The sequence below is a fragment of the Leclercia sp. J807 genome (genome assembly GCF_009734465.1).
In the GTDB taxonomy this organism is placed as follows: Bacteria; Pseudomonadota; Gammaproteobacteria; order Enterobacterales; family Enterobacteriaceae; genus Enterobacter.
In genome coordinates this window covers 2,236,657-2,250,532 of sequence record NZ_CP046446.1, presented here as the reverse complement: position 1 = coordinate 2,250,532, position 13,876 = coordinate 2,236,657, and the positions used below count along the sequence as shown (strand labels likewise).

The 13,876-nt window shown below is 59.9% G+C and carries 15 protein-coding genes; 9 read left to right on the top strand and 6 right to left on the bottom strand.

The window, feature by feature from the left end:
* The first annotated feature begins 99 nt into the window (after positions 1-99).
* Positions 100-978 (top strand): LysR family transcriptional regulator, encoded by an 879-nt coding sequence (locus tag GNG26_RS10895; RefSeq protein ID WP_103824431.1) that lies wholly within the window; start codon positions 100-102, stop codon positions 976-978.
* On the opposite strand, the gene GNG26_RS10890 is transcribed toward GNG26_RS10895, so the two are convergent.
* On the bottom strand, positions 932-1,414 hold the full coding sequence (locus GNG26_RS10890) for a GNAT family N-acetyltransferase (RefSeq protein WP_103824432.1): 483 nt from the start codon (positions 1,412-1,414) through the stop codon (positions 932-934). The genes GNG26_RS10895 and GNG26_RS10890 overlap by 47 nt on opposite strands.
* Positions 1,415-1,564: 150 nt before the next feature.
* On the opposite strand from GNG26_RS10890, the gene GNG26_RS10885 reads away from it, so the two are divergent.
* Complete coding sequence (locus GNG26_RS10885; protein WP_156238681.1) at positions 1,565-2,509, top strand: L-lactate dehydrogenase; 945 nt, start codon at positions 1,565-1,567, stop codon at positions 2,507-2,509.
* Between the two features lie 3 nt (positions 2,510-2,512).
* On the opposite strand, the gene GNG26_RS10880 is transcribed toward GNG26_RS10885, so the two are convergent.
* From GNG26_RS10880 to GNG26_RS10870, 3 genes are read right to left on the bottom strand one after another with little or no spacing between them, the layout of a single operon-like run.
* The gene (locus GNG26_RS10880; RefSeq protein WP_156238680.1) at positions 2,513-3,274 is read right to left on the bottom strand and encodes a DeoR/GlpR family DNA-binding transcription regulator; all 762 of its coding nucleotides are present in this window, start codon (positions 3,272-3,274) and stop codon (positions 2,513-2,515) included.
* A gap of 1 nt (position 3,275) precedes the next feature.
* Complete coding sequence (locus GNG26_RS10875) at positions 3,276-4,262, bottom strand: D-threonate 4-phosphate dehydrogenase (RefSeq protein ID WP_156238679.1); 987 nt, start codon at positions 4,260-4,262, stop codon at positions 3,276-3,278.
* Positions 4,255-5,475, bottom strand: a complete 1,221-nt coding sequence (locus GNG26_RS10870) for a four-carbon acid sugar kinase family protein (RefSeq protein WP_156238678.1) — start codon at positions 5,473-5,475, stop codon at positions 4,255-4,257. The genes GNG26_RS10875 and GNG26_RS10870 overlap by 8 nt, the downstream gene beginning before the upstream one ends.
* Positions 5,476-5,644: 169 nt before the next feature.
* On the opposite strand from GNG26_RS10870, the gene GNG26_RS10865 reads away from it, so the two are divergent.
* From GNG26_RS10865 to GNG26_RS10835, 7 genes are all read left to right on the top strand, one after another.
* Complete coding sequence (locus GNG26_RS10865) at positions 5,645-6,790, top strand: iron-containing alcohol dehydrogenase (RefSeq protein WP_156238677.1); 1,146 nt, start codon at positions 5,645-5,647, stop codon at positions 6,788-6,790.
* Positions 6,791-6,807: 17 nt separating this feature from the next.
* Positions 6,808-7,692: a dihydrodipicolinate synthase family protein gene (locus tag GNG26_RS10860; protein ID WP_156238676.1), complete on the top strand. Its 885-nt coding sequence runs from the start codon at positions 6,808-6,810 to the stop codon at positions 7,690-7,692.
* A 77-nt stretch (positions 7,693-7,769) separates the two neighbouring features.
* Positions 7,770-9,182, top strand: a complete 1,413-nt coding sequence (locus GNG26_RS10855; protein WP_114315007.1) for a sodium:solute symporter family protein — start codon at positions 7,770-7,772, stop codon at positions 9,180-9,182.
* Position 9,183: 1 nt separating this feature from the next.
* Positions 9,184-10,353, top strand: coding sequence for an exo-alpha-sialidase (locus GNG26_RS10850; protein WP_156238675.1), 1,170 nt, complete (start codon positions 9,184-9,186; stop codon positions 10,351-10,353).
* Positions 10,350-10,820 carry a YhcH/YjgK/YiaL family protein gene (locus tag GNG26_RS10845; RefSeq protein WP_156238674.1) on the top strand — a complete coding sequence of 157 codons (471 nt, stop codon included), beginning with the start codon at positions 10,350-10,352 and terminating at the stop codon, positions 10,818-10,820. Before GNG26_RS10850 ends, GNG26_RS10845 begins: the two co-directional genes overlap by 4 nt.
* A gap of 1 nt (position 10,821) precedes the next feature.
* Positions 10,822-11,499, top strand: a complete 678-nt coding sequence (locus GNG26_RS10840) for an SDR family NAD(P)-dependent oxidoreductase (protein WP_156238673.1) — start codon at positions 10,822-10,824, stop codon at positions 11,497-11,499.
* Positions 11,500-11,678: 179 nt separating this feature from the next.
* On the top strand, positions 11,679-12,215 hold the full coding sequence (locus GNG26_RS10835; protein ID WP_156238672.1) for a DUF924 family protein: 537 nt from the start codon (positions 11,679-11,681) through the stop codon (positions 12,213-12,215).
* On the opposite strand, the gene GNG26_RS10830 is transcribed toward GNG26_RS10835, so the two are convergent.
* Both GNG26_RS10830 and GNG26_RS10825 read right to left on the bottom strand, forming a co-directional pair.
* Positions 12,212-13,009 carry a PhzF family phenazine biosynthesis protein gene (locus GNG26_RS10830; RefSeq protein ID WP_156238671.1) on the bottom strand — a complete coding sequence of 266 codons (798 nt, stop codon included), beginning with the start codon at positions 13,007-13,009 and terminating at the stop codon, positions 12,212-12,214. The genes GNG26_RS10835 and GNG26_RS10830 overlap by 4 nt on opposite strands.
* 17 nt (positions 13,010-13,026) lie before the next feature.
* Entirely contained in the window at positions 13,027-13,815 is a 789-nt protein-coding gene (locus tag GNG26_RS10825; protein ID WP_156238670.1) for a PhzF family phenazine biosynthesis protein, read from the bottom strand.
* Between the last annotated feature and the right edge of the window lie 61 nt (positions 13,816-13,876).

Here is a 13,876-nt window from a genome sequence, read left to right as displayed (position 1 = left end):
GATCGGCTCCGTGTATTAACAGTTGCGATAGTATGGCGCGATCTGCTATTTCTTAAAAATGAATAATAATAACCACCTTATTCACGAATCGAGAACATTATGGATCTGACCCAACTGGAGATGTTTAACGCCGTCGCCCAGACCGGCAGCATTACCCAGGCCGCGCAGAAAGTGCATCGCGTGCCCTCAAACCTGACCACCCGCATCAAACAGCTGGAAGCCGACCTCGGCGTGGCGCTGTTCATCCGCGAGAACCAGCGGCTGCGCCTCTCCCCCGCAGGGCATAATTTTTTACGCTATAGCCGACAGATCCTCGCCCTGGTGGATGAGGCGCGGATGGTGGTGGCCGGTGATGAACCCCAGGGGCTGTTTACCCTCGGGTCGCTGGAGAGCACCGCGGCGGTACGTATCCCGGCCTCGCTGGCGCAGTTTAACCAGCGCTACCCGCGCATTCAGTTTGCGCTGGCGACCGGCCCTTCGGGGACAATGATTGACGGGGTACTGGAAGGGACGCTGAGCGCGGCCTTTGTGGACGGGCCATTAAACCACCCGGAGCTGGAGGGCATGCCGGTCTACCGGGAGGAGATGATGCTGGTGGTGCCTGCCGGGCATCCAGAGGTTGCGCGGGCCGCCGACATCAGCGGGCACGATATCTATGCCTTTCGCGCCAACTGCTCCTACCGCCGCCATTTCGAGAGCTGGTTTCATGCGGATCGCGCCACGCCGGGGCGCATCCACGAAATGGAGTCCTATCACGGGATGCTGGCCTGCGTCATTGCCGGGGCGGGCATTGCGCTGATGCCCCGTTCAATGCTGGAAAGTATGCCCGGACATCACCAGGTGGCCGCCTGGCCGCTGGCGGAAAACTGGCGCTGGCTCACCACCTGGCTGGTATGGCGCCGGGGCGCGATGACCCGGCAACTGGAGGCGTTTATAGCGCTGCTAAACGAAGGTCAGCCACCAGCATCTTCTCCATAAACAGGCTCAGGGGATCGGGGGCATAGGGAGGAAACGCCTCGCACCGCTGGTAGCCACAGCGTTCATAGAGCCGGATGGCCGGAAGCTGTTTGATCCCCGTCTCCAGCCGCAGGGTGTGGCAGCTCCGGCTTTGCGCTTCATCTTCCAGCGCCGCCAGCAGCTTTTCACCCAATTGCTGTCCGCGATGGGTCGGATCGATATAGACCCGCTTCATCTCGCCGCTACCGTCGCCGTTCAGCACGATCGCTCCGCAGCCGACGGCGTTAAGCTGGCGATCGCGGATCACCATCATTATCAGCGCATGGTCGGGCAACCCGGTCAGATCCAGCAGATGATTGCTCTCTGCCGGATAGAGCGCGCTCTGGTAACGGTCCAGGGCGGCAATCAGGGTGGTGATATCCGGATGGGCGGGCGATTCAGAGGTGATGGAATACATGGCAGGCTCCTTTTGTCGTTTTTCTCCACCATAACGCTGGCCGACAAACGCAACGGCATATTTTTAACTTATAGCTGCGCCTGACCATTGCGCCTCCCGCGACTGCGGCGTAAGTTTGGGCACAGTCACGGTTAACATCTCAGGAAAACAATGAACACCAAAGCCCGCAAAGTGATGATTATCGGGGCCGGAAACGTCGGCACCTCCGCTGCCTACGCCCTGCTGAACCAGAATATCTGCGAAGAGCTACTGCTGGTGGATATCAACCAGCCGCGCAGTGAAGGCCACGCCTGGGACCTGGCGGATGCTGCCGCCTATATGCCCGGCATGATGAGTATCTCCACCCGCGAGGCGAGCGACTGTGCCGATGTGGATATCGCGGTGATCACCGTCTCCGGCGGCGCCCTCAAACCGGGACAGACGCGGCTGGATGAGTTGAACGCCACGGCCAGCATTGTGAAGAATATTGTTCCGCAGATGATGGCGGGCGGCTTTAACGGCATCTTTCTGATTGCCACCAACCCATGCGACATCATTACCTGGCAGGTGTGGCAGCTCTCCGGCCTGCCGCGTAATCAGGTGATCGGCACCGGCGTCTGGCTGGATACCACCCGTCTGCGGCGGACCCTGGCGCAGGCGCTGGATATCGGCGCCCAGAGCATCGACGCCTTTATCCTCGGCGAGCATGGCGATACGCAGTTCCCGGTCTGGTCCCATTCGTCGGTATATGGCTCACCCATTGCCGAGGTATATCAACGCCATACCGGCCAGACGCTGGATTTTGACGAGCTGGCCGAACGCGTGCGCAAACAGGGCTTTGAGATTTACGCCCGCAAGGGCTGCACGGAGTACGGCATCGCCGCCACCATCGCTGAAATCTGCCGCAATATCTTCACCGGCAGCCACCGGGCGCTGGCGATCTCCTGCATTCTGGAGGGTGAGTATGGCGTTGATGGGGTAGCGATTGGCGTGCCCGCGGTGCTGGCCCAGAGCGGCGTCCAGCAGATCATTGAATTAAAACTGGCGGAAGAGGAGCAGCAGAAGTTCCGCCATTCGGTAGAGGTGATTAAGGCCAATATCGCCCGCCTGCCCTGAGCCTTAAGGGGCTAAGGTCAGGGTGGCATCCAGCTGGCTTAAGGTCTGCTGCACCTCCTCGTCCAACCGTTTATCGGTGACGATATCGGTCAGGGAGTTGAGGTGCGCCACATTAAACAGCGACCAGGCGCCATATTTCGTGCTGTCGGCGAGCAGTACGCGGCGTCGGGCGTTGGCAATCAGATCGCGCTTCAGGGCCGCTTTCTCTTCTGTCGGCGAGGTAATGCCGCGCTCCAGATCCCAGCCGTTACAGCTGACAAAGGCGATATCCGGCCAGACGTTCTGCAGCAGGCGGCGACCGTGCTCGCCAATGCAGGACTGGCTGGAATCGTCGATGCGCCCGCCAATGATCGTCACCTCGATCTGCTTAAACTCTGACAGAAACAGGGCGATATGCAGATCGCTGGTGATGACGCGCAGCGGCAGATGGGTAAGCTGGCGCGCGAGTTCAATCATGGTGGTTCCCGCATCGAGCACCACCGCGTCACCGGCTTTAACAAAACTGGCGGCGGCGCAGGCGATGGCGTGTTTCTCCGCCAGGCTGCGCTGCATCTTTTCACTGGTAGTGGGCTGGGAAGGGATAAACCGGTTCAGGGTCACGCCACCGTGGGTGCGGCTGATGACCCCCTCCTGATCGAGCTTAATCAGATCCCGGCGGATGGTCGCAGGCGAGGCATCCGTTGCCGCCACCAGCTGATCCACTGTCACCAGATTGTGCCCTTTCAGGTAGTCCATTATCTGTTCTAACCGGCTATATCCCTTCATATTATTCCCGTGTGATTTGCATCGCTAACTGGATAGAAACCGTCATGCTCTCAGACTTCGCTTTACCTGTCCACGCAATGTCAAATGCGGTGCCGTGGTCAGCGGAAGTACGGATAAACGGCAGCCCGGCGGTGATGTTCACCCCGTCATAAAAACCGAGTAATTTTAACGGAATATGGCCCTGATCGTGATACATCGCCACCACTATGTCGTACATGCCTTCGTGGCACTGCATAAATACCGTATCCGGCGGACACGGCCCGAACACATTCAGCCCCTTCGCCTTCATCGCTTCCACCGCCGGGCCGACAATCTTGATCTCTTCGTCACCAAACAGACCGTTCTCCCCGGCGTGCGGGTTAACCCCGGCCACCGCAATACGCGGATTGGTGAAGCCCACCCGCTTAAGGAAGGTATCGGCAATGCCAATCACGGTTTTTACCCGATCCTGGTTGAGGGTATCAAGGAATTTGCGCAACGCGATGTGGGTGGTGATGTGGATCACCTTCAGCTGATCGGTATAGAGCACCATGGCGTAATCTTTGCTGTCGGTCAGGTGAGCCAGCAGTTCGGTATGGCCGGGGTAGTGATGGCCCGCCAGATGCAGCGCCTCTTTGTTCAGCGGCGCGGTGGCAATGGCTTTCACTTCCCCCGCCATCGCCAGCTCGGTGGCGCGACGCACGCAGCGGTAGGCCAGATCCCCCGCCTGCGCCTGCACGACGCCTGGCTGTAACGCTTCGGGCTCCGCCAGCGGCTCATCCAGCACGTTAATGATCGCCGGGCCAAACTGCGCCTCGCTGACGCGGGTAATCACACGTAACTCTGCCGGCGCGGTGATACCTTTTTCCAGCACACGTTGCAGGGTGCGGGCGCAACCCACCACCACGACAGGCGCGCCGGAGAGCTCACCCTCGGTCAGGGATTTGATAATGATTTCCGGGCCGATGCCCGCCGGGTCACCCATCGTTACAGCAATGATATTAGTCACTCATCTTCTCCTCGATAAAATGCAAAACCTCAAGCAGCGTGGTTTCAGTACCAAAACCGCCCGCTTTGGTCATGACTGGCCCCTGCCAGCGACAACCCAAAAATCGACCAAACGGCACGCACTGCGCCACTTGTCCGCGAATGGCAAAACCTTGTGCGTCGAGCGCGCTGGCAACCGCCATCGCCACGTCGCCTCCGGAGACATAGAGCGCCGCCGGGCGGCTGATCTCCAGCGCGTTACGCGTCAGCGCACCCAGAAAGGCGCTGATGGTCTCCCCCAGCGCCGCGCGGCTTAATCCGCGCTGCTGGCAGAGCGTCTCTATCTGATGCCGCGCCTGGATGTCGGCGCAGGTATGCACCACGCAGTGCTGGCCTGCCGCAAGCGCCCGGGCGATCTGCTGCTGGTATCCCGCCATCGTCCCGTTAAACACATCATTGATATCAATTAATACCGTGCTGACATTGTGCTGGCCGCGCACGCGCTGGATCTGCTTTTGCGCAATTTCACTCATCGAACCGATAACCGCCAGCAGCTGGCGCGGCGTGGCAAGACGGCGCGCCAGGGCATCGCACAGCCCGGCAGAGCCCACCAGCAGCGGCTTTTCATCGCAGGCAAACGCCGTGTTGATAATCTGATCCAGCTCCGCGTCGGTCTTCGCATCCACAATCACCAGACGCGCATCGCTCGCGAGCGCCGTGGCAAGTTCCGCCGGGGTGACCACTCTGCTTTTAAGCCGGGTTTGCTCCGCCAGCACCTTAGCTACCTGCGCGTGGCGCACCGGGGTTTTCGGGTCGCTGGCAAATTCGGTCGCCGTCACCGGTACGCCCTTCACCAGGCAGACGCCGTTTTGCGTGGTGCGCCCCGCCGCCGGAAATGCCGGGGCGATAATCGCCTGGCCCTTACCGCTGAGCCTCAGCAGCGCCTCTACTTCAGCGCCCGGGTTGCCGCGAAGCGTTGAGTCAATTTTCTTAATCAGCCATTTGGCCGCGTGAACGTCGGTCGCATACTGCGTCAGTTTTTCAGCCGCCTCTGATGCCTTCATCGCCCGGCTATCGCTATTAATAACCAGCGCATCGGTGTCGTCGGTAAAAGGCGTCTGAAACGCCACGCTGACTTTTTTGCCGCTTAGCGCCAGGCTCACCCCCGCATCGTTGGCACCGGTAAAGTCGTCGGCGATCACCACGATCTCTCTGTTCAGGTTGTTCACGTTCATCCTCAAAGGTTCGTCGTTCCTGTTAATGATTATATTCAATCATGATTGATTATATGTGAGCAAGATCAAGTTATTCGGTTTGCGAATAAATTATAAATTTAGAGACACGATGACTGTGATTGCCTGTTTTGAGCGAAATCAATCACAGACACAGCAACAGGAGAGCAATGTGTTAACCATTAACAGTACGATAATCAGCGGTGCGGGTGCGATCCCGGCCCTCGCGCCACTGCTGGCAGGCAAGTCGCGCCTTTTACTGGTCACCGACGGTAATATCGCCCGTCTGGAGGCCGCCCGCGCTATCCGCGCCCTGCTGGAAGCCGATAACCGCAGCGTCAGCGTGATTGAGCGCGTGCCGCCAGAGCCCACCCATCACGACGTTCACGCTCTGCTGGCTGACATCAACGATACCGCTTTTGATCTGGTGGTGGGCGTAGGCGGCGGCAGCGTACTGGATGTAGCGAAACTGCTCTCCGTGCTGTGCCATCCGGCCTCGCCGGGGCTGGACGCCCTGCTGGCAGGTGAAAAACCGACCCAGCGCCTTGCTTCATTATTGATTCCCGCCAGCGCCGGTACCGGCTCCGAAGCCACGCCAAACGCGATCCTCGCCATTCCCGAGCAGAGCACCAAAATCGGCATTATCTCCCCGGTACTGCTGCCCGATTACGTGGCGCTGCTGCCGGAACTCACCACCAGCATGCCGCCGCACATCGCCTCGTCGACCGGGATCGACGCCCTGTGCCACCTGATCGAGTGCTTTACCGCCACCGTCGCGAATTCGGTGAGCGATAACGCAGCGCTGATTGGTCTGCGCAAGCTGGTCAATAACATTGAAACCGCCTGCGCCGAGCCGCACAACCTGGCGGCGAAGCTCGAAATGCTGTGGGCGTCCTACTACGGCGGCGTAGCCATCGCCCATGCCGGAACCCATCTGGTGCATGCCCTTTCCTATCCCTTGGGCGGCAAATATCACCTGCCGCATGGGGTGGCGAACGCCATCCTGTTAGCGCCCTGCATGCGCGTGGTGCGCCCGGACGCGGTGAAAAAATTTGCCCAGGTGTGGGATCTGGTGCCGGGTGCCGATACCTCCCTGTCGATGGAAGCGAAATCCCACGCGCTGGTGGAGTGGTTTGCCGCCCTGGTGCGCCGCCTGAACTTACCGGACAACCTCGAGACGCTGGGCGTCCCGCGGGATGATATCGCTTCCCTGAGCGATGCCGCCCTGAACGTAAAACGCCTGATGAATAACGCCCCGCGTCAGGTCAGCCATGCCGAGGTACAGGGTATTTACCAGACCCTGTTCCCCGAACGTTAATATCGAAGGAGTGAATAATGCGTAACAAGATTGAAGGCGTGCTGACGGCGATCGTCACCCCCTTTACGGACGACGGCGCCCTGCATCTGCCGGGGCTGAAACGCCAGATCCAGCGTCAGCTGGCGGCGGGTAACGGCATTTTCTGTGGCGGCACCAACGGGGAGTTTTTCGTGCTGACCGAAGAGGAAAAAGTGGCCGTCACCCGCGCCTGCGTAGAAGAGGTCGCCGGGCGTGCGCCGGTGGTGGCGCATATCGGGGAGATCTCCACCCGCGCCACTATTCGTCTCGGCAAGCAAATTGAAACCCTCGGCGTGGATGCCGTCTCGGTGATCACCCCATGGTTTGTTCCCCTGACCCAGGCAGAACTGATCGCCCACTACACCGCCATCGCCGATGCCCTGACGGTGCCGGTATTTCTCTACAACATCCCGGCGCGCACCGGCAATACCATTGAGCCGCAGACCGCGCGGGTGCTGGCTTCGCACCCGAACATCATCGGCATTAAGGACAGCGCAGGCAGCTACGAGAGCCTGAGCGGATTCCTGAAAGCCGTAGCGGATATCGACGATTTTGACGTGCTCAACGGCCCCGATTCGCTCATCCATCAGGGCTTTGTTGAGGGCTGCTCTGCTTGTATTTCCGGGCTGGCGAACGTGGCGCCGGAGGCGATCAACGCCATCTGGACGCGTTTCCATGCGGGCGATGTTGAGGGCTCGCGTCGGGCGCAGGATGGCGTGACTGAACTGCGCACGAATCTGTATAAAGTGGCCTTCTCTCCGGCGGCGGTAAAAAAAGCGCTGCAGGTGATGGGCGAAGAGGTGGGTGAAAGCCGCTACGCGGTGGCTTTCGATGCGCAACAGACTGAACAGATCCGCCAGATAGTGACGAAGTCACTGCAGTAACCGGCGTTTGATTTCGTCCATAAGAATACCGGGCACCGGGTGTGCCCAGGTTTCCTACGCCCTGAAGAGAGGCAAAGATGAACAATTTTACCGCTGAAGATACCCTGATCATCGTAGGCATCGTGATTGTCTACATCCTGTTTACCACCTGGCTGACCTTCCGGTTACGCAGTAAAAACACCGGTGATTTTATGGAAGGCTCCCGGGCGATGCCAGCCTTTATCGTCGGGATCCTGCTGATGTCTGAATATATCGGTGCCAAGTCCACCATCGGGACCGCCCAGGCGGCGTTCGAGGATGGTTTTGCCGCCTCCTGGTCGGTGATTGGCGCAGCCATCGGCTTCCCGCTGTTCGGCCTGCTGCTGGTGAAGCGCATCTATAACACCGGCAAAATCACCATCTCCGGGGCGATTGCCGAAAAGTACGGCAACAGCACCAAAAACATCATCTCCATCATCATGATCTACGCCCTGCTGCTGGTAAACGTCGGCAACTATGTCTCCGGCGCGGCGGCGATCTCCACCGTGTTGAAGGTCAACCTGCCGGTGGCAGCCTTTATTACCGCGGTTGTCAGTACCTTCTACTTCGCCTTTGGCGGCATGAAGGGGGTAGCGTGGGTGACGCTGCTGCACAGCGCCCTGAAGTATTTCGGCATCCTGATCATCATGGGCTTCGCGCTCTCTAAAACCGGCGGCTTTACGCCTATGATTGAGCAGATGCCGAGCTACTACTGGACCTGGGATGGCAACATCGGCGCCAGCACCATTGTCGCCTGGCTGATCGGCACCATCGGCTCCATCTTCTGTACCCAGTTCGTTATCCAGGCTATTTCATCCACTAAAGATGTGAAGTCGGCCAAACGCTCCACCTGGGTCGCCTTCTTCTTCTGCCTGCCGATTGCCCTGGCGATTGCGGTGATTGGCGTGGCGGCGAAGTATCTGCACCCGGAGATCGACAGCCTCTACGCCATGCCAATCTTCCTGCAAGACATGAACCCGTGGCTGGCCGGTCTGGTGACAACGTCACTTGTGGCGTCGATTTTTGTCAGCGTGAGTACCGTGGCGCTGGCTATCGCTTCGCTGGTGGTGAAAGATTTCTACGTGCCATATCGCAACCCCACCCCGGAGCAGGAGTTTAAAGCGACCCGCTGGCTGTCGCTGCTGATTGGCTTCCTGCCGCTGATCTTCGTCCTGCTGGTACCGGAAGTGCTGAAGCTGTCGTTCTTCACCCGCGCCATTCGTCTGTCGATTTCGGTGGTGGCGGTGATCGCCTTCTACGCCCCGTTCTTCAAAAGCACCCGCGGTGCCAACGCTGGCCTGATTGGTGCCTGCGTGATGACCTCGCTGTGGTATCTGCTGGGCGACCCGTTTGGTATTAACAATATGTACATCGCGCTGATCACCCCGGCGGTGATTATGGTCCTCGACCGACTGATCCCTAATAAAGCGGATCGCAAAGCGCCTGCCCCTGTTCAACATAATGGAGTCTGATATGTCTGTAACCGTAACCCGTGACGGGATTGTTCGCCCGCAGCCAGAGGATGCCCGCGTGGAAACAGCGATGCTGCCCTCTTCCTGCCCGCAGAACCACGCAGCCAATCTGCTGCCGCTGCCGGATGGCACCCTGATGTGCGTCTGGTTCGGCGGCACCCAGGAAGGGATCGCTGATATTTCGGTGTGGGGGTCGCGCCTGGCCCCCGGCAGCAATCAGTGGAGCGCGGCGGTGAAGCTCTCCGACGACGCCAGCCGCTCGGAGCAGAACCCGGTCCTGTTCCTCGCCCCGGACAACGTGCTGTGGCTGCTGTGGACCGCGCAGATCTCCGGCAACCAGGATACCGCCATCGTGCGCTACCGCAAGTCTGAGGATCTGGGCCAGAGCTGGGGGGAGATCGCCACCCTGCTCGATAAGCCCGGCACCTTTATTCGCCAGCCTATCGTGGTGCTGGAGAACGGCAACTGGCTGCTGCCGGTCTTCTACTGCCGCACTAAGCCGGGCGAAAAATGGGTAGGTAACGACGACATCAGCGCGGTAAAAATCTCGGAAGATCAGGGGAAAAGCTGGCGCGATGTCGAGGTGCCGGAGAGCCTGGGCTGCGTGCATATGAACATCACGGCGCTGAAAAACGGCAATCTGGTGGCGCTCTATCGCAGCCGTTGGGCGGATAATATCTACCTCAGCCAGTCGCTGGACAACGGCGAAAGCTGGTCGGTGCCGGAGCCGACTGAATTGCCGAACAACAACTCGTCGATTCAGGCCACCACCCTTGCGAGCGGCGAGCTGGCGCTGGTGTTTAACCACATGAGCGCGGCGGGGGCGCTGGAGCGCCGCGCCTCGCTGTATGACGAGATCGACGACGGCGACGGGCGCAAAGAGCCGGAAGTGACCGATGGCCGCGCCGCGTTCTGGGGCGCACCGCGCGCGCCGATGACGGTGGCAATCTCCAACGACGGCGGGAAAAGCTGGCCCTGGCAGCGCAATCTCGACGAAGGCGACGGCTACTGCATGACCAACAACTCGCTGGAGAAGCTCAACCGTGAGTTCTCCTATCCCAGCATCAAGCAGAGCTCCGACGGCACGCTGCATATCGCCTACACCTATTTCCGTCAGGCGATCAAATATGTGCGCGTATCGCCGGAATGGGTTAAGGAGTCGCAACAGTGATTATCGGTCACCTTAACGCCCTGCCGCTGGCAGGGCTGCCCTGCGCTCTCCGTGAGATCCTCCGTCGTCCGGAGTGCACCCTGGCGGCGCTGACTGCCCGGAATGACGGACGCTGGCAGCCGGAAGGCTGTACATGGTTCTGCCATATCGGCCCGGCGCAGACCCAGCCGCAGGCCGAGCGCCATACAGAATATCACCATCAGTGGGCCGATATTCAGGTGGTGCTGGCGGGTGAAGAGATCATTAACGCTGGCATGCAGTCGCTGGCTCAGGCGGGGGACGAAGAGCGCAAGCCGGATCTCTTTATCGCTCCCGGCGCGGTGCATCCGGTGAGCATCACCCTGCGTACCGGGGATTTTGCGGTGTTCCTGCCTGGTGAACCGCATCAGGCGCTGTGTGCGGTGAACGCGCCAATGACCGTGCGCAAGGCGGTATTTAAAGTGCCGCGCGCGCTGCTGGAGGGGTGATATGCGTTCAGCCATCGTCACGGGGGCCAGCTCCGGCATCGGCGAAGCGATCGTTAACCGCCTGCTGGCCGAGGGCTGGCAGGTAACGGGGATCAGTCGTCGCGGGGTGGACAACGCTAATCCGAACTTCACCAGCCTGAGCGTCGATTTATGTGACACTGTCACGTTCTCTGCCGCGCTCAACGCCCTTCCGGTGCCACAGGCGATTATTCACGCCGCTGGGATGATGGCTGCCGCCCCGCTCGGTGAGCTGGATCCGGCAGTCAGCGCCCGCCTGTGGGGGCTGCATATTCACACCGCCGAGATCCTGTTCAACCACTTTGCCCCACGGATGAGCGCCGGTGGACGGCTGGTGGCTATCGGCAGCCGCACCTCACAGGGTGCCGCAGGACGTTCGCAGTATGTCGCCACCAAAGCGGCACTGGTAGGCATGATGCGCAGCTGGGCAGCAGAGCTGGCGCCGCGGGGGATCACCGCTAACGTGGTCGCGCCGGGGGCAACCCAGACGCCGATGCTGAGCGCGCCGGGGCGGGAAACATCGCCGCCAAAAGTGCCGCCGATGGGGAGGCTCATCGCCCCGGAAGAGGTGGCGGCGATGGTGAACTACCTGCTGAGCGCCGAGGCTGCGCCCATCACCGGGCAGGAGCTGGTGCTGTGCGGCGGTGCGTCGTTGGGGTAGATTGTGCGGCCTTTAGCCGGGTGGCGGCTACGCCTTACCCAGCCTACGGGGGGCTGTAGGCCCGTGCAAGCGCAGCGCCGCCGGGCGATGCCGACGAGGGTAATGTGTGCCCCTCTCCCTCAGAGAGTGAGCAACAATTGTGCTACGTTTTAACCACTATCCCCAACGCCGGAGCTGCCATGGAATACACCCCGCTTCTTGAATTCTGGTTTCACGACCAACACCAGGCGCTCTGGTTTTCCCGTAACGATGATTTTGACGCCCAGTGCAAACATCGCTTCTACCCGTTGTGGCAGGCCGCCTGCCGGGGGGAGCTATTTCACTGGCGGGAGAGGCCGCACGGACGGCTGGCGGAAATTATTTTGCTGGATCAGCTTTCGCGTAACCTGAACCGCAACGATCCCCGTGCCTGGCAGCAGGATGGTATGGCCCTGATTCTGGCTCAGGAGCTGGTTTATCAGCCGATGTGGCATGAACTGGACAGCAACCAAAAGGGCGTCTCGCTACTGCCGATGATGCATGCGGAATCACGTGTCATTCATCAGGAGGCAGAGCGGCTGTTTACCGCCCTGAATGAGCCGGGCTTTCTTAGTGCGGAAATCAAACACCGGGCGATTATTGCGCGCTTTGGCCGCTATCCGCACCGCAACAGCATTATGGGAAGAAGCTCCACCCCTGAAGAGGTGGAGTGGTTAAAACACAACAAAGGCTTCTAAAGCGTGCGGAGGAACACGGTGCCTTTCAGATAGAGCGCCGCCTGGCCACCAATCAACACCCGGTCGCCCTTCAGCTCGCAGCGCAGATCGCCCCCGCGGGCGGAGACCTGGCGAGCCTGCATCGCGGTTTTACCCAGCTTCTCGCTCCAGTACGGGATCAGCATGCTGTGGGCGGAGCCCGTAACCGGATCTTCCGCCACCCCTGCGCCCGGGCAGAAGAAGCGGCTGACAAAGTCATACTCATCCCCCGGGGCGGTGACGCAGACCATCTTACCCAGCGGCATCATGCCGTCGATATCCGGGGTTAGGGCCTCAACCTGCTGCTGGTTTTCCAGCACTACCATATAATCGCGCCCTGCCCGCACCTCTTTCGCCTCGCGGATACCCAGGGTGCTGAACAGCAGTTCGGGTGGGTTTTCCACCACCTCACAACCCCATGCCGGGAAGTCCAGCGTCAGCCAGTCGCCGCTGCGCTTAACCCGCAGTTCGCCGACAAAGCGGGTTGAGAAGACGATCTCCGTGTGCGGGTAGTCGAGATACTCAAAAATCACGTGGGCGCTGGCAAGCGTGGCGTGACCGCATAGGTTAATTTCATGCAGCGTGGTAAACCAGCGCAGCTCAAAACCGGTATCGGTGCGCACGAAAAACGCGGTCTCCGACTGGTTATGCTGCTGTGCCATCTTTAACAGAACCTCATCCGGCAGCCACGCCTCCAGAGGGCAAACGGCTGCAGGATTCCCACCAAATGCGCGGTCGCTAAACGCATCGACCAGATAGAATTCTATTTCTTTCATTGGGTTAACCCTTGTTATTAGCGTAAAAACAGATGACCTTTCATGTAGAGCGATGCCTTGCCGCTCATCAGCACCCGGTCGCCCTTCAGTTCACAACGCACATCGCCACCCCTCGCAGAGATCTGGCGGGCAAACAGCGAGGTTTTGTTCAGCTTTTCACTCCAGTAGGGGATCAGCATGGTATGTGCCGAGCCGGTGACCGGATCTTCCCACAATGCCACGCCCGGCGAGAAAAAGCGGCTGACAAAATCGTATTCGCCCTCCCCCCGGGCGGTAATCGACACTTTGTGCTCGCCGGGGGTCATGGCCTGAATATCAGGCGTAACCGCCTCAACCTGCTGACGGTTTTCCAGTACCAGCACCCAGGCACGTCCCTTACGGGCCTCGACGTAACGGTTAATCCCCAGCGCGTGGAGCATCTCTGGCGGTGGGGTCTGGGCCTCCGTCGGACAGGCCGGGAAATCGAGGGTTAACCAGTCACCGTCGCGGCTGACGGTGAGCCTGCCGGAAGCAGTATCAAAATGGATCCGGGCATCAGGATAGTCCATCTCGTTGAACAACACCCAGGCGGTGGCAAGCGTCGCGTGGCCGCAGAGGTTGACCTCGCCGTGGGTGGTGAACCAGCGCAGCTCGATGCCACCTTTATGGCGCACAAAAAAGGCGGTCTCCGACTGGTTATGCTCCTGCGTCATCTTCAGCAGCGTCTCGTCCGGCAACCACTCCGCGAGGGGGCACACTGCCGCCGGATTCCCGCCAAATGCGCTATCGCTAAACGCATCAACGAGATAAAACTCAATTTCCTGCATCGCTCTACCTACTGTTAACTTAATGTTGCATCCTATATTCATGGAAAATAAACGATTTCAC